This window comes from Dyella sp. 01L423 (genome assembly GCF_056399945.1).
Window position 1 is genome coordinate 64,047 of the sequence record NZ_JBFTSI010000009.1, and the last position, 14,681, is coordinate 78,727.

General features: G+C 65.3%; 14 protein-coding genes. 7 read left to right on the plus strand and 7 right to left on the minus strand.

Annotation, left to right across the window (positions count from 1 at the left end; translation table 11 throughout):
• Positions 1 to 27 precede the first annotated feature (27 nt).
• The 7 genes from AC1DMY_RS19515 to AC1DMY_RS19545 form a co-directional block, all read right to left on the minus strand.
• Complete coding sequence (locus tag AC1DMY_RS19515) at positions 28 to 1,818, minus strand: DUF885 domain-containing protein (protein ID WP_477166519.1); 1,791 nt, start codon at positions 1,816 to 1,818, stop codon at positions 28 to 30.
• Positions 1,815 to 3,485: a SulP family inorganic anion transporter gene (locus tag AC1DMY_RS19520; protein WP_477166520.1), complete on the minus strand. Its 1,671-nt coding sequence runs from the start codon at positions 3,483 to 3,485 to the stop codon at positions 1,815 to 1,817. The genes AC1DMY_RS19515 and AC1DMY_RS19520 overlap by 4 nt, the downstream gene beginning before the upstream one ends.
• 275 nt (positions 3,486 to 3,760) lie before the next feature.
• Positions 3,761 to 4,468 carry a helix-turn-helix transcriptional regulator gene (locus AC1DMY_RS19525; RefSeq protein ID WP_477166521.1) on the minus strand — a complete coding sequence of 236 codons (708 nt, stop codon included), beginning with the start codon at positions 4,466 to 4,468 and terminating at the stop codon, positions 3,761 to 3,763.
• A 119-nt stretch (positions 4,469 to 4,587) separates the two neighbouring features.
• Positions 4,588 to 5,217, minus strand: a complete 630-nt coding sequence (locus tag AC1DMY_RS19530; RefSeq protein WP_477166522.1) for a glutathione S-transferase family protein — start codon at positions 5,215 to 5,217, stop codon at positions 4,588 to 4,590.
• A 37-nt stretch (positions 5,218 to 5,254) separates the two neighbouring features.
• Positions 5,255 to 5,659 (minus strand): GFA family protein, encoded by a 405-nt coding sequence (locus AC1DMY_RS19535; protein ID WP_441601793.1) that lies wholly within the window; start codon positions 5,657 to 5,659, stop codon positions 5,255 to 5,257.
• Complete coding sequence (locus AC1DMY_RS19540; RefSeq protein ID WP_477166523.1) at positions 5,656 to 5,850, minus strand: hypothetical protein; 195 nt, start codon at positions 5,848 to 5,850, stop codon at positions 5,656 to 5,658. The genes AC1DMY_RS19535 and AC1DMY_RS19540 overlap by 4 nt, the downstream gene beginning before the upstream one ends.
• A gap of 23 nt (positions 5,851 to 5,873) precedes the next feature.
• Positions 5,874 to 6,491: a DJ-1/PfpI family protein gene (locus AC1DMY_RS19545; protein ID WP_477166524.1), complete on the minus strand. Its 618-nt coding sequence runs from the start codon at positions 6,489 to 6,491 to the stop codon at positions 5,874 to 5,876.
• A 333-nt stretch (positions 6,492 to 6,824) separates the two neighbouring features.
• On the opposite strand from AC1DMY_RS19545, the gene AC1DMY_RS19550 reads away from it, so the two are divergent.
• The 7 genes from AC1DMY_RS19550 (at position 6,825) to AC1DMY_RS19580 (ending at position 14,658) form a co-directional block, all read left to right on the plus strand.
• Entirely contained in the window at positions 6,825 to 7,838 is a 1,014-nt protein-coding gene (locus AC1DMY_RS19550; protein ID WP_477166525.1) for a class 1 fructose-bisphosphatase, read from the plus strand.
• Between the two features lie 192 nt (positions 7,839 to 8,030).
• Complete coding sequence (locus AC1DMY_RS19555) at positions 8,031 to 8,972, plus strand: patatin-like phospholipase family protein (protein ID WP_477166526.1); 942 nt, start codon at positions 8,031 to 8,033, stop codon at positions 8,970 to 8,972.
• A 102-nt stretch (positions 8,973 to 9,074) separates the two neighbouring features.
• Positions 9,075 to 9,593 carry a hypothetical protein gene (locus AC1DMY_RS19560; RefSeq protein WP_477166527.1) on the plus strand — a complete coding sequence of 173 codons (519 nt, stop codon included), beginning with the start codon at positions 9,075 to 9,077 and terminating at the stop codon, positions 9,591 to 9,593.
• Positions 9,594 to 9,660: 67 nt separating this feature from the next.
• Positions 9,661 to 11,688 carry a S9 family peptidase gene (locus AC1DMY_RS19565; protein WP_477166528.1) on the plus strand — a complete coding sequence of 676 codons (2,028 nt, stop codon included), beginning with the start codon at positions 9,661 to 9,663 and terminating at the stop codon, positions 11,686 to 11,688.
• A gap of 114 nt (positions 11,689 to 11,802) precedes the next feature.
• The gene (locus tag AC1DMY_RS19570) at positions 11,803 to 12,186 is read left to right on the plus strand and encodes a GntR family transcriptional regulator (protein WP_477166529.1); all 384 of its coding nucleotides are present in this window, start codon (positions 11,803 to 11,805) and stop codon (positions 12,184 to 12,186) included.
• 88 nt (positions 12,187 to 12,274) lie between these two features.
• Positions 12,275 to 13,171: an ABC transporter ATP-binding protein gene (locus AC1DMY_RS19575; RefSeq protein WP_477166530.1), complete on the plus strand. Its 897-nt coding sequence runs from the start codon at positions 12,275 to 12,277 to the stop codon at positions 13,169 to 13,171.
• On the plus strand, positions 13,168 to 14,658 hold the full coding sequence (locus tag AC1DMY_RS19580) for a hypothetical protein (protein ID WP_477166531.1): 1,491 nt from the start codon (positions 13,168 to 13,170) through the stop codon (positions 14,656 to 14,658). The genes AC1DMY_RS19575 and AC1DMY_RS19580 overlap by 4 nt, the downstream gene beginning before the upstream one ends.
• The last annotated feature ends 23 nt before the right edge of the window (positions 14,659 to 14,681 follow it).

A 14,681-nucleotide genomic window follows, 5' to 3' on the forward strand; every position in this document is an offset into this window, starting at 1 on the left:
AGCCAAGCCGGGGTCGTGGTGGGCGGCTTACTTCTTCGCGTCCTTGTCCTTCGCGCAATCGCAGCCGAAATCCGGCTCCGGGCCGCCGTCGGCGATGAAACGATCGATGCGCTGCTCAAGCACCGGCAGCGGCACCGAGCCGATCTGCAGCACGGTGTCGTGGAAGTGGCGGATGTCGAACTTCGAACCCAGCGCCTGCTCGGCCTTCTGGCGCAGCTCCAGGATCTTCAGGTAGCCGAGCTCATAGGACAGCGCCTGGCCCGGCCAGCTGATGTAGCGATCCACTTCGTTGGCGATCTCGCGATCGGACAACGCGGTGTTCTGCGTCATGAAATCGATCGCCTGCTGCCGCGTCCAGCCCAGGTGATGAATGCCGGTGTCGACCACCAGGCGGCAGGCGCGCCACATCTGGTAGGTGAGGTAACCGAAGCGATCGTAGGGCGTTTTATAGATGCCCATCTCGTTGCCCAGGTACTCCGAGTACAGGCCCCAACCTTCGCCGTACGCAGAGATATAACCCTCGCGACGGAAGTCGGGCTGGCCGCGCTGTTCCGATGCCAGCGCAAGCTGCAAGGAATGGCCAGGTGCCGATTCATGCAGCGTCAGCGCCGGCATGTTGTACAGCGGACGCGACGGCAGGTCGTAGGTGTTCACGAGATACGTACTGGCACCGCCACGGCCGGAGGTGTAGTACGGCGCGATATCGGCCGGCACCGGCACGATGGCGAAGCGCTGGCGCGGCAAACGGCCGAACTCCTTGCCGAGCTGCGCGTCCACCTGCTTGGCCACCCACGCGGTGCGCATCAGCAGTTCGTCGGGCGTCTTGGCGTAGAACTGCGGATCGGTGCGCAGGAAATGCAGGAAATCGTCGAAGCTTCCCTTGAAGCCCGTCTCCTGCATGGTCTTGACCATCTCGGCGTGGATCTTGTCCACCTGCTCCTGGCCGATCTTGTGGATGGTGTCCGGATCCAGGTCGAGCGTGGTGTATTCGATGATCTGCTGGCGATAGAACGCCTTGCCGTCGGGCATGGCTTCGGCGGCAAGCGTGGTGCGCGCCTTGGGCACGTAGTCGTTGCGATAGAAGCTGAGCAGGTTCGCGTAGGCGGGGATCACCTTGCTGCTGATTGCTTTCTTGGCGGCCTCGCGCAGCTTGATCGCGTCAGCGGCCGGCACGGTCGAGGGCATCTTCTCAAACGGCTTGTAGAAGCTGCTCTGGGTCGGGTCCTTCAACTCCGATACCGAGCTGATGGAGGCATCGCGGCCCTTGAGCACTTCGCGCGGCACGGTGAAGCCACGTGCCAGGCCGTCGCGCATATTGTCGATCTGCTGCTGGAAGTACGCAGGGACCTGGTTGAGGCGATCGATGTAGTGCTGATAGTCCTGCGTGGTGCGCAGACGGTCGCCTTCGAGCACATAGCCCAGATCGCTCCAGAACGCCGAGTCACTGTTGAACGGCATCTGCCACTGCTTGAACTTCTGCGAGGCGAGCAGGTTCTGGATCTGCGCCCGATATACGGCGTAGTTCACCTGGTCTTCCGGCGACAGCTGTTTGACGTCGATGCCATCGAGATCGTTGGACACCTTCTGCCAGTAGTCCTGGCGCTTCTGCTGGTTGGCCGCATCGACGTTGTCCAGGCGCGAGCCGTTGGGCTGCGCTTCGCCCGAGCTGGCGATACCGGACTGGCCATTGCGCCACGCCCATTCCTGCTCGTAGATCTGCTTGAAGCGCGCGTCGGCGCTGGTATCGGCCCATGCCGGTGCGGCCAGTGCGAGCGTGGTGGCCGCGGCCAGCCAGGTGGTGCGTAGAGCTTTCTTCACTGCGGGTTTCCCTTTGCCAAAGAGGTCGTGAGCGGCGATGCCGACACGGCATCCTCCACGCTCCAGTCATCCAGCGCCTGTGGCGGAAGCTGGGGTAGCGCGATCCGGGACAAGGCATCCCGTGCATCGCCCTTCAATCGTGCCACGCGCAGCTCAATGCCTCGACCCGCCAGCCAGGTGGCGAAATCGGCCAGGGATTCGAGCGAGGTACCGTCCAGGTCGGGGCTTTCCTCCAGGCTGAGCACCACGCGGTGCAAGCCCTGTCCGGCTCTAACGCGTTCACGGGCCTGGGCCAGCATGGCCTCGGCGTTGGCGAAGAACAGCGGTTCCTCCGGCCGCACGATCAGCATGCCCGGCACCTGCAGCGCCGACGGATGCTGCGCCATGTCCACGAAGTCGTGGCCGTCGGCCAGTCGACCCAGTACGCCCAGCCGAGGCGTGGCAAGCTGGCGCAGCAGCATCACCAGACTGAAGGCGATGGCGAACAGCAAGCCATTGAGGATGCCCAGCGACAGCACCGCCACCACCGCGGCCAGCAGCACCAGCCGGTCGCGTTGCCAGCGGAAATATGGCGCGAACACCGACACCCGCAGCGACTTGCTCACCGCGTGGATCACGATGGCGGCGAGCACTGGCTGGGGGATGCGCTCGATCCAGCGCAAGGCCAACAACACCAGCACGAGCACGCTGGCGGCACCGATCAGGCCGGCGAGGCGCGATTGCGCGCCGGCTGCCTCGTTGGCCGACGTACCGGAATAACCTGCGCCCACCGGCATGCCGTGCAGCGCACCGGAGATGACATTGGCGACGCCAAGCACCAACAGGTCGCGGTTGGGATTGACCGTGTCGCCGTGCTTCAGCGCAAAGCCGCGAATGGAGCTATAGGACTCCGCATAGAGAATCAGCAGCAGCGCCGCTGCCAGCTCCACACTGGGCAGCCACTGGTCGCTGCGCGGCCATGTAGGCCAACCCAGATCGGCCGCCAGCTGGATCGGCCCCGTCAACGCCACGCCATGCGCCGCCAACCAGCCCGACGCCATCACACCCAGTGCGATGGCGACAAGGCTGCCTGGCAACCGCTGGACGCGCTCGCAGGCGAACAGCAGCAGCAACGCGACCAGTCCCGCACTCAGCGCCGCGCCGTTCATCTGCGGCAGCATCCTCGTCAATTGCACGATCAGCAGCGGCATGAAATCACCATGCACGCTCGCCACGCCCATCAGGTGCGGCAGCTGCTTGAGGGCGATGACACAGGCAAGCCCGAAGGTGTAACCGCGCAATACGGGGCGCGCGATCAGATGCGACAGCCCACCCAACCGCGCTGCGCCAGCCACCAGAAAGCAGCCTCCCGCCAACACCACGAGCGTCCCCGCCAGCGCCAGCCGCGAAATGCTGTCACCACCCGACAACGCCATCGTTCCCGCCGCCAACACGGCAGCTGACGATGAGGTGGCCGACACGATGGCGTAGCGACTGCGACCGAGCAGGCCATACGTGGCCAGTCCCACGAACAAGGCGATGACGCCCGCCTGCGGCGGCAGGTTGGCGATCCCTGAATAGGCGACGGCTTCGGGTATCAGCAGGGCCGCGATGGAGAGACCGGCGATCAGATCGACATGCCAGGTCGTTGGCGCTTTGGCGACGACGGGTGTCGGTGTCGTTGGCATGGCGCGCTCCGGCGTGGATACGAGGAGGGTAGCCGATCGGCGGCAGGCTTCGTTGCCGGAGACGGGGCCATGGTTGTTTGGCGTGGCGGAGCGATTGTCTGTGGGAGCGCACCCTGTGCGCGACGAGCCTACGGAGCGGTACACCCAGGCGTGGCGGTCGCGCACAGGGTGCGCTCCCACAGACAGCCGCTCCGCCACGTGTACGCGCCGTGTCGGTGCAACCGGTTTCGGCTCCTGGTGTGGCTCTTAGCCTCCCAGGGTCCCCGAAAAAGGCCTCAGCCCTCCATCCCCTCGTAGTACCCGCGCATCGCCTGCAAATAGGCGTCCAAATTCCGCCCATCGACACTCTCGAAGCGCTCACCCGTGATCGAACAGCCGTGGATGCGGTCCGGCCGGAAATTGCGAAAGCCCACACGCAATCGACACCAACTGCCCAAGGTCCACGCACCACCCCAGAACGCCAGGCACAACGGCTCGACCTCGCGCGTGCTGGTGCGGCCAGCTTCGTCGCTGTACTCCAGCCGCAGGACCTGGTTATCAGTAATCGCGGCGTTGAGCCGGTCGATCAGCGCAGCGAAATCGGTCTTGGTCTGGTCACGCCAGATCGGTGCATAGATGCGTGTACGCGTGGAGCGTTCGCGCAACTCCGCGGGGAGAACAGCTTCGATCTTCAGCAGCGCGGCCTGCGCGCTCTCCGCTAGCTTCTGCCCGGCGAAGGCACGCACGAAGCGCGTGCCGACCACCAGCGATTCGAGTTCGTCGGCGGTGAACATCAGCGGCGGGATGTCCGAACCTTTGCGCAGCACGTAACCGACGCCGGCTTCTCCCTCGATGGGTACACCCGAGAGCTGCAGATCGGCCACATCGCGGTACACGGTGCGTAACGATACGCCGAGTGTGCCCGCGAGCTGACGCGCCTGCAGCGCGGTCCGGCGACCCCGCAAAGCGTGGATGATGAGGAACAACCGGTCGGCGCGACGCATCCGTGGATGATGGCGGAGCGACGCGCCCGAGAACAGCGCCGGGAGTCATGGATTGACCTGCCGCTCACGTCACCGCCCCCTGGACGTGATCTCAGCGGCAATTGGCCGGCCATACGCTTTCACGCCGCCTGCGCTTCCGCCAACGCGGCATCCAGCTCGGCGGCACGCTGCATGGCCGGCCGAGACATCACGCGGGCTACATAGGCGCTGATCACCGGCAGTTCCGGTACCAACTTGAACATCGTCATCCAGTTCAATGCGCAGCCCCACAGCACGTCGAGCGCGCTGAAGCGTTCGCCCAGCATGTAGGGGCCACGTTCCAGCTGCGCCACCAGCGTGTCGAACATGGTGTCCCAGTCGCCGTAGGGACAGGTGGACGGCGGCACCGCATCGCGCTTCAAAGCGCGATCCACCGCTGCCGGTTCGAAGCACGAGCCGTAGAACACCATCCAACGCAGATACGGCCCACGCAGCGGATCGTCCAGTCCAGGTGCCAAGCCCTTATCCGCATACAGATCGGCGAGATACAGATAGACGGCCGGTTGTTCGGTGACCAATTCGCCGCGATGCCAGATGGCCGGCACCTTGCCCATGGGATTGACCGCGGTGTACGGCGTTTCACGCTGTTCGTTCTTGCGCAGATTGAGCACGTGCATGTCGTAGTCGACGCCCAGTTCTTCCAACAGAGCGCGGGCGCCGCCGGAGCGGCTGTGGGGTGCGTGGTAGAAGGTGACGCGTGAAGTGGTCATGACACGGTCCTCGCTGCGAGAGCGCTTGGTGTGATGTTCAGAGATAGCTGGTGATGGCGGGCGCGTTCCACCAGTTGTTGTCGCGCCCGTCGGAATAGCGGACGGGGGCGGCCGCCCATTCCTCGTCGCTCACGTCGTCCAGGCAGACCACGTTGACCGCCACGAACTCGCCGCCGATTTGTTCCACATAGCCGCGATGGAACGAATGCGTGCCGCAATGGCGACAGAACAGGTTGTGTGTGCTGTCGGTGCCGAAGCGGTAATCGACCAGCGCGTCTTCACCGCTCACCACGCGAAATGTCTTGAGATCGGCCCTCGCGCTCCAGAAGCGCAGCTTGCGACAGATGGAGCAGTTGCAGCGTCCGGTGCCCGCGGACAGATCCAGGTCCGCTTCGTAGCGAACGGCGCCGCAGTGACAACTGCCGTGATAGGTGCGGGTCATGCGCGCGCTCCCCGCAGCCGGCGCGGCGTCAGCGATACGCGCTCGGCGGCGACTTGCTTGCTGACCTCCTCTTTCTTGCCTGCCGCCGGTTCCGGTGTGGTTGCCGGAAAGCGGTATTGGCCATCCATCAATAGCCCACGCAGGTACAAGGGCCGATATGCCATCAGGATCTTTCCGATCGACAGTGCCATGACATTCTCCTCGTCGCGTTCGTTTAGGCCGCCACGGCGGTGGCGGCGTCGCCCGCGCACCAGGGCGGCGGCAGGGCGTGCTTGAACATGCGGTACCAATGTTCGCGATCGCTCGGGTTGTAGAGGTCGAGCGTGCGGATCACTTCGCGGGCAAATTCCACGCTGCCCAGCTGGCTGGCGGTGATGACGCCGGCGTCGCTCACGGCGAGCGCGTGGGCGTCGTACTGCTCGGTTCCGGCGTAAGCAGGCACATGCGTGCCGATGTGGCCGGGCCAGCTGCCGGTATGACGGCAGGCATCCAACAGCCCGGCCCGGGCCAGCACCAGCACGCCGCTATCGACGGCCGCCACCGGCACACCGGCAGCGTGGAAGCGGCCCACGGCCTGCACCGCTTCATCGCCGTCGCCGTGTTCCCACAGGTAGCCGCCCGGGACGATCAACAGCGCCGCACGCCGCAGGTCCAGCTCATCCAGGGTGAGCTCGGGCACCACACGCAGTCCGGCCATGGAAAGCACTGGCTGCATGGAAAAGCCCACCGTCTTCAACTGCCAGTCGCCCGGCCGGCGGATCTCGCAGAGCGCATGCGCCGCATGCCAGTCCGCAAAACCGTCGAATGCCAGGAAATACACCGTATCGCGCATGAGAGTCCCTCCTTATGACGGAGGCCAGTGTGGCTACCCCCTGCTGCCAACGTGTTGTCAGCAGGGCGCCCCTCTGCACCCACTAAACTTGTGGGAGCGCACCCTGTGCGCGACAGGCGCCCGAGGGCCTACCGAGAACCGGTCTTCGCTAGGCGCTCGGGCGCCTGTCGCGCACAGGGTGCGCTCCCACAGAAGAGGGGGCCCGGTGCTCGTGGCGGTGGCTTGTCCGAAAAGGTTTTCAGGACGGATAGATGAACCCACTGGTCATACTTTGAGCTGACAAGTATCGGCATCAACCGGGACAATAGGCGTCCCTTTGCTTGCGGGTTCGCCATGAAGTCCATTTCGCTCATCCAGTTCCTGATCGAGGAACGCCGCGCCGGCCGCATGAACGCCGAGCTGTCCCTGCTGATCGAAGTGGTCGCCCGTGCCTGCAAGCGCATCGCGGTGGCGACCAACAAGGGCGCCCTGGGCGGCGTGCTGGGCGAGGCAGGCACCGGCAACATCCAGGGTGAGGCGCAGAAGAAGCTTGATGTGATCTCCAACGAGATCCTGCTCGAAGCCAATGCGTGGGGCGGTCAGCTCGCCGCATGCGCCTCGGAAGAAATGGAAGATCCGCAGCCGATCCCCGACATGTATCCGAAGGGCCATCACCTGCTGCTGTTCGATCCCCTCGATGGCAGCTCCAATATCGACGTGAACATTTCCGTCGGCACCATCTTCTCGGTGCTGCGTTGCCCCGATGGCATCACTGAGCCCAAGGCTGAGCACTTCCTGCAGGAAGGCACCACCCAGCTGGCCGCCGGTTACGTGGTGTACGGCCCGGCCACGGTGCTGGTGATCACCTTTGGCCACGGCACGCACGAGTTCACGCTTGATCGCGAAGTGGGCAGCTTCATCCTGAGCCGCCGCAACATCCGCATCCCGGAAGAAACCGCCGAGTTCGCCATCAACATGTCCAACCAGCGCCATTGGGAAGCGCCGATGCAGCGCTACATCGGCGAGCTGCTGGCCGGCACCGAGGGTCCGCGCGGCAAGGATTTCAACATGCGCTGGGTTGCCTCGATGGTGGCCGACGTGCACCGCATCATCACCCGCGGCGGCGTGTTCTTCTATCCGCTGGACGCCAAGATCAAGTCCAAGGGCGGCAAGCTGCGCCTGATGTACGAAGCCAACCCGATGGCCTTCATCGTCGAGCAGGCCGGCGGCGCCGCCACCACCGGACGCGAACGCATCATGGCGTTGCAGCCCACGGGCCTGCACCAGCGCGTGCCGGTGTTCCTCGGTTCGAAGAAGGAAGTGGACGTGGCCACGCATTACCACGTCGAGGCCGACGCGGCGGGCTAAACGTCGCCAACCTCACGCTCGTCATCCTGGCCTGCGCCGGGATGACGAGCCGTTTGCTGACCGCTGCACAACGCGCGCCGCAATCGGCCATCGTGGCGCCCTCTGGCGGTCGTACACTCGCTCGCCAGTGACCGGCCTGCTGAAGGATCAGTAGGCCGCCCCATCCTTTTCGAGCCGCCTGCGCCCATCGACATGACGTCCACCCGCTTGTTTCGCCCCGTCCTGCCCGTGCTTGCCAGCCTGGTGCTGTGCGCCTGCTTCGGCGGCACCAAGCCCACCCCGCCGCCCGCGCCCATTGCCCCGCCCCCGGTGGTGAAGCTGCGCATCGGCCTGGCCTTGGGCGGCGGCGCAGCCAAGGGCTTTGCGCATATCGGCGTGATCAAGATGCTGGAGGCCAACGGCATTCGCCCCGATGTGGTGGCCGGCACCAGCGCAGGCAGCGTGGTCGGCGCGCTTTATGCGAGCGGCATGGATCCGTTCCAGTTGCAGGAGACCGCCATTGCTCTTGACCAGGCCAGCTTGCGCGACGTGCGCCTGTTTTCCGGTGGCGTAGTGCAAGGGCAGAAGCTGCAGGACTATGTGAACGCCCAGGTGAAGAACCGACCGCTGGACAAGCTCAACGTCCCGTTCGCCGTGGTGGCGACGCAACTGGAAACCGGTCAGCGCACGGTGTTCGTACGTGGCAATACCGGCCAGGCCGTGCGTGCCTCCAGCAGTGTGCCCGGCGTGTTCGAGCCGGTGGACATCAGCGGCAAGCATTACGTGGACGGTGGCGTGGTGAGTCCGGTGCCGGTGGATGCCGCGCGTCAGCTGGGCGCCGACGTGGTGATCGCGGTGGATATTTCGAGCAAGGCCAGCGGCAGCAACCCGCAGGGCATGATCAACATCGTCGGCCAGTCCATCAGCATCATGGGCCAGAAGCTGGGCGAGCAGGAACTGGCGCGCGCGGACATCGTGATCCGACCCAAGGTGAATCAGATCGGCGCCGCCGACTTCGAGCAGAAGGACCAGGCCATCATGGAAGGCGAGCGCGCCGCGCTGGCGGCCATGCCTGCGATCAAGGCGAAGATTGCCGCGATCCAGGTGGCGCGCCAGCAGGCTGCCAACGTCGTGGCAACGCCTGTATCGCACTAGCCCACAGCAGCTTCTCGCTCGGCTGTCCAGACGGCCATCCGGACGATTGGCCCACGGGACGGCTGCACGCTAGTTTGCGCGCGGGGATAGCCAGGGGGTTCCATGAGCGCGTGCAGCCAGTGCGGCAAGTCGATCCTGTTCGGTGGCCGGCGACTCGATGACCGGCGCTATTGCAGCGCTGCCTGCGCCCGTTCCCATCCGCTGCAACTTGCCGCCGACCAGGTGCCGCTGGACATCCTGCAGCGCCAGGTGAGCGAGTGGCGCCAATCGCGCTGCCCACGCTGCAAACGACAGGATGCTGCGATCGACGTCTACGAACACCACCGCGTGCATTCGCTGGTGCTGATGACGCAATGGAGCACACGGCGCAGTGTGTGCTGTCGCCGCTGCGGCCGACGCGACCAGCTGCTGAGCACGCTTTACTGCCTGGGGCTGGGCTGGTGGGGTTTCCCGTGGGGCCTGCTGATCACGCCGGTGCAGATCGTGCGCAATCTCACCGGCCTGTGCCAAGGCGAGCCGACGCAGCCAACGACCGCCTTTGAACAAGTCGTGCGGCGGCAGATCGCCAAGCACTATTTCGAGGCCCAGGGCGCGCTGCCGCCATTCTCCGCGCAGCGCTGAGCGACTTGGCGACGCGCGGCTTGGCCTGCTAGCGTGTCGTATCCCCGTCCCGATCCAGGCGCCCGCCATGCAACACCCTGCCCGTCTGCTGCTACCCCTGCTGGTGGCGGCCTTTGTTCCCGGACTCCATGCGGCGACCCGCACCGATCCGCGCATCGAACAATTGCTGACCGACCTCGGCAAGACGCGCGCCATCAGCGCCGTACAGCTGTCACCGGACGGCAACCAGCTCGCCTGGGTCGTGCGCACTGACGGCAAGGACGCCATCGAAGTGGCCAACGCCGACGGCAGCGACGCGCATCGCGTGGGCATCGCCAAGCGTGGCGACTGCAATGAGACGGATCCGGCCTGGGCGCCCGATTCGCACCATCTGGCCTTTCTTTCCAACTGCGCCAACGGCGGCAAGCAGAAAGATCTGCTGGTGGTCGATATGCAGGCCAAGGAGTCGCCCAAACACATGGCCTCGCTGCCCGGTGTGGCACAGGATCTGACCTGGGCGCCGGACGGCAAGTCGCTGGGTTTCCTCTACGTCCCCAACGGTACGCGCCGCGCGAGCGCGGTTTACGCGGCCAAGCCGGCCTCGGGCGAGATCGGTGTGGATGGTATGGAAGTGCAGCGCGTGGCGACGGTGGATGCCGCCGGCGGCAACGTGCGCCTGCTCACACCGGAAAGTACCTACGCGTATGAATTTGCGTGGTCGCCGGACAGCCAGCGCATCGTGTTCACCGGTGCGCCGCCGCCGGGCGACAACAACTGGTGGGTGGCCAAACTGTATGTGCAGAACGCCCAGGTCGATGCGAAGGCTAAGGCGATCCTCGATCCGGCCACGACGAAGGGCTCGCTGCACGGCCTGCAGATCGCCTTGCCGCAGTGGTCGCCCGATGCTCAGCGCATCGTCTTCATCGGCGGCCTGATGAGCGACCAGGGTTCCACCGGCGGCGATCTCTACGCGGTCTCTGCCAGCGGCGGCGACGCAGTCAATCTCACGCCGAATACGCGCGTGACGCCCGCCTGGTTTGCCTGGTCTGGCGCGCAGCAGTTGCTCGTCGCCCAGGTCAGCAATGGCCAGAGCCAGGTGGCCGAGTACGCCATCGATGCGGCCAAGGCCGCGCAAACACGCGTGCTCTTCGCGCTGCCGGCCACGATCGGCGACGGCAGTGCGGAGATGGCGCTGTCGCTCTCCGCCAATCGCAGCAAGCTCGCCTTCGTGCAGAGCTCGTACACCGAGGCGCCCGAGGTGCATGCCGGCGCCTTGGGCGATACTCCGCCGCCTGCCGTCACCCAGTTCAATGCCGCGCTCAAGCCGCAATGGGGCAAGGCCGAATCGGTGGAATGGGATAGCGAAGGCCGCCACGTGCAGGGCTGGCTGCTGTATCCCGCCAATTACGATGCGAAGAAGTCGTACCCGATGATCGTCACGGTGCACGGCGGTCCGTCGAGCGCGGTGATCCCGCGCTGGCCGCGCATGGGTTTTGCGGGCGAGCCGTTCTCGGCGCTGGGCTACTTCGTCTTCATGCCCAATCCGCGCGGCAGCTTCGGCCAGGGCGAGGCGTACGTGCAGGCCAATCGCAAAGACTTTGGCCACGGCGATCTGCGCGACATCCTTGCCGGCATCGACACCATCGAAAAGAAACTGCCCGTCGACGACAAGCGCCTGGGCCTGACCGGCTGGAGCTATGGCGGCTTCATGAGCATGTTCATCCCCACTCAGACGACGCGCTTTCGCGCGGTCGTGGCGGGCGCGGGCATCTCAAACTGGCAGAGCTATTACGGCCAGAACCTGATCGACCAGTGGATGATCCCGTTCTTCGGCGCGTCGGTGTACGACGATCCACAGGTGTACGCCAAGAGCTCCGCCATCAACTTCATAAAGCAGACCAAGTCTCCCACGCTGATCGTGGTGGGTGATCGCGATGCCGAGTGTCCGGCGCCGCAGTCGTTCGAGTACTGGCATGCATTGCGCGCGCAGGGCGTGCCGACCTCGCTGGTGGTGTATCCGAACGAAGGCCATCACTTTGTGGATCCGGAGCATCAGCGCGACGTGCTGCAGCGTGCCCTGCTGTGGTTCGAAAAGTATCTGCCGGCGTCGAACTGAGTCCCGCCGCAGCGCCGATAGCCTGAGCCGCCGATGTCCGCATCGGCGGCTTTTTTGTGCCCCTGCCATCCGGCCTATTGAATTCGATCCAAGTGTATTGTTGTATTAATACACATGGATGCCTCGATGTTCGCCATACAACCCACCTCGGCCGAGCCGATCTACCGGCAGATCGTGGAGCAGCTGCGTCGGCTGATCGCCGGCGGCCAGCTGGTGACCGGTGAACTGCTGCCGTCCGTGCGCGATGTCGCAGGATTTCACGCCATCAACCCGATGACGGTATCGCGCGCTTACGGCATGGCCGAGACGGAAGGTCTGCTGGAGCGTCTGCGCGGCAAGGGCATGGCGGTCGCCGCCACCACGCGCAGCACCGCCACGCAGGCGCAGCGCATGGCACTGCTGGAGGCGCAACTGCAGGCATTGGCGCGCCATGCGCGCGAGCTGGAATTACCGGGCGACGCCGTACTGCGCCGGCTGGGCAAGCTGCTGGACGAATGAGATGGGCAAGGAGGGGCGTTGCGCCCTTCGCATCACCGGCGGCTCTGCGCCGCACGGTTCAACAAGCGTCTGACGTGAGGGTAGTCCGATGAATGCCGTACTGCGATCCATCAACGACAACGATGCCGCACCGTTGGCCGTGCGCGGTCTCTCGCATGGTTACGAGGATGGTCAGGTGTTGTCCAGCGTTGACCTGGCGATTGAACCCGGCAGCGTACTGGGCCTGATCGGGCGCAATGGCGCCGGCAAGTCCACGCTGATCCGCGCCATGCTGGGCTTGCTGCAGCCGCATGCCGGCGAATGCACCGTGTTTGGTGAAGCAGCGCTCAGACTGTCCGATCGCAGCAAGGCGCGTATCGCCTATGTGCCACAGCAGCCGGACGCCCTGGCGTGGCTGAGCGCGCGCCAGATGCTCGACTACGTGGGCCGCTTCTATCCCACCTGGGATGCGGCCTATGCGAAAAGCACCCTGGAGCGCTGGCTGATTTCGCCGAACAAACTGCTGGGCAAACTGTCCCCGGGCGAGCGCCAGCGTGTCGACCTGATCCGCGCACTCGCTTCCCGCCCCGAGTTGCTGGTGCTGGATGAACCGGCCGCCGCACTCGATCCCGTGGCGCGCCGCGACTTGCTGCGTGAGATTGCCTTGCGTGCAGGCGAAGCCGGCACGACGGTGCTGTTTTCCACGCATATCGTGTCGGACCTGGAACGCGTCGCCTCGGATATCGCCTTTCTGCATGAAGGCAAGCTGCTGCTCCATTGTGGCGTGGACGAAACCAAGGAACGCTTCGCGCGACTGTGGCTGCCCGCCGCGATGTCTGCCGCTGCGCCGCCCCAGGTATTTGGGCGTCATCGTCATGAAGATGGCAGCGTGAGCCTGGTGGTGGAGCGCGATGCGCACGGTCGCTGGCCCGAGGCCTCGTCGTTGCCGGGTGCGCGCATCGATGCCCTCGGTCTCGAAGATCTCTTCGTGGAGATCGCGGGATGACTATCCAAGGCATGTTGATCGCACCGTGGTATGCCATGCGCAAGACGACGCGATGGATCGTGCTGGTGATCAGCGTGCTGCTCGCGGCCGGCGCCAGCGCGTTTGCCTTGTTCGGCTTGCACGGCGCGGAGCGCGCTTATTGGGCGCCGGTCACCGGCATGCTGGTGGCGACGGGCGTGTTCATGCTGACCCTGTTTGGGCTGTCGCCCTGTCTGCTGCTGGCCATCGACGGCAGGAAGATGCGCTTGCCCCGCGTGGAACGTGAAGCATCCGGTGCGGTGCTGCTATACGGTGCATTGCTGGTGATCGTACCCGGCGTAGTGATCGGCAGTCTGGGCGGCTACACCTTGAACGTGATGGCTGCGCTGGCCGCTGCGGTGACGGCAGGACTTGCCATGGCACTGCTGCCGCGCGTCCTGAGTTTCTTCATCTGGTTGCTGCCGGCTGCGTTCAACATGCTGCAGCCGGTGTTTCATCTGCCGCGGCCCGCCGAGCCGGGATTTCCGTCATTGGGCGGTTCTCTTGCCCTGGTCTTCGCCTTGATCGCGCTGGGGTGCTGGCGACGTGTCGCGCGCTCCGACCAGCCATACGGCGGCATGGGCGCGCCGATGATGATGCAGTTCGGCGCGGCCTCGCGTGGCGGCTGGGGCAGCTGGGGCGGCGCCGGCGTGGATGCCAGTACGCTTATCCGTCGCAATCCGGCATGGCTGCAGCCGCGCGTGGAATTGCGCCAGAGCGGCCCGGCACACCCCGTCATCAGTCTGCGCATCGGCCTCGGCGGCGTGTTCGCTCCGCTCACTGCGGGTGGGCGCGCCATGCAGCTGAGCATCGTGCTCGGAGCGTCGCTGTTCTTTGTCCTACAGCTTGGCGTGCAGGCGGCTCAGCGTCATCCGGGCCACTTCAGCGAGAGCTTCGTCCATAGCGGCCTGGTTGGCATGTTGATGTGGGGCGTCGGCTTCGGCGGAACCATGCTCGCGCTGCTGCCGATCGCCCAGCTGGTGCAGCGCTGGATGAAGCAGAACGCCGAGCTGCCCCTGCTTGCACTGATGCCGGGTCTGGGCGATGCCGCGCACGTGAAGCGTCGTCTGTTGTGCGCCTCGCTGCTGCCACCGCTGGCCGCCCTGGGTGGACTGATGGTGCTGGCGCTGGTGTTGGCGACGTTGCTGCACGCGAGTGCGATCGGTACCTGCGCGCTGATGCTTACGCTGTGCGGCGCGATGGCCTTCGTCACCGCCTTCGTGGTGTCAGTGCTGGGTGGGCGTCCGTTGGGGCGGTGGCCCAGCATCGGCCTGTGCTTGTTTGGCTATGTGCTGTTCTCGGTCAGCATCATGGTTCCTTTGCTGAGCTCCGGCGACCAAGTCCATAGCTACGTTGCCTGGTTCCTGGGTGCATGGGGCGCGCTGCTTGCGCTGCTCGCATGGCTGGCGCTGCGCGGATGGCGTGGCCTTGCACAACGGCCCCACCCATTTCTTGCCAACTCAATGTAGCGCGAGCGCTCAACGAACGGCTA

Excerpts from the sequence above, each read along its gene's own strand:
- AC1DMY_RS19560 (WP_477166527.1), top strand. The coding sequence starts at position 9,075 with ATGAGCGCGTGCAGCCAGTGCGGCAAGTCGATCCTGTTCGGTGGCCGG.
- AC1DMY_RS19575 (WP_477166530.1), top strand. The coding sequence starts at position 12,275 with ATGAATGCCGTACTGCGATCCATCAACGACAACGATGCCGCACCGTTG.
- AC1DMY_RS19535 (WP_441601793.1), bottom strand. The coding sequence starts at position 5,659 with ATGACCCGCACCTATCACGGCAGTTGTCACTGCGGCGCCGTTCGCTAC.
- AC1DMY_RS19550 (WP_477166525.1), top strand. The coding sequence starts at position 6,825 with ATGAAGTCCATTTCGCTCATCCAGTTCCTGATCGAGGAACGCCGCGCC.
- AC1DMY_RS19545 (WP_477166524.1), bottom strand. The coding sequence starts at position 6,491 with ATGCGCGATACGGTGTATTTCCTGGCATTCGACGGTTTTGCGGACTGG.
- AC1DMY_RS19540 (WP_477166523.1), bottom strand. The coding sequence starts at position 5,850 with ATGGCACTGTCGATCGGAAAGATCCTGATGGCATATCGGCCCTTGTAC.
- AC1DMY_RS19570 (WP_477166529.1), top strand. The coding sequence starts at position 11,803 with ATGGATGCCTCGATGTTCGCCATACAACCCACCTCGGCCGAGCCGATC.
- AC1DMY_RS19565 (WP_477166528.1), top strand. The coding sequence starts at position 9,661 with ATGCAACACCCTGCCCGTCTGCTGCTACCCCTGCTGGTGGCGGCCTTT.
- AC1DMY_RS19525 (WP_477166521.1), bottom strand. The coding sequence starts at position 4,468 with ATGCGTCGCGCCGACCGGTTGTTCCTCATCATCCACGCTTTGCGGGGT.
- AC1DMY_RS19555 (WP_477166526.1), top strand. The coding sequence starts at position 8,031 with ATGACGTCCACCCGCTTGTTTCGCCCCGTCCTGCCCGTGCTTGCCAGC.
- AC1DMY_RS19520 (WP_477166520.1), bottom strand. The coding sequence starts at position 3,485 with ATGCCAACGACACCGACACCCGTCGTCGCCAAAGCGCCAACGACCTGG.
- AC1DMY_RS19580 (WP_477166531.1), top strand. The coding sequence starts at position 13,168 with ATGACTATCCAAGGCATGTTGATCGCACCGTGGTATGCCATGCGCAAG.
- AC1DMY_RS19530 (WP_477166522.1), bottom strand. The coding sequence starts at position 5,217 with ATGACCACTTCACGCGTCACCTTCTACCACGCACCCCACAGCCGCTCC.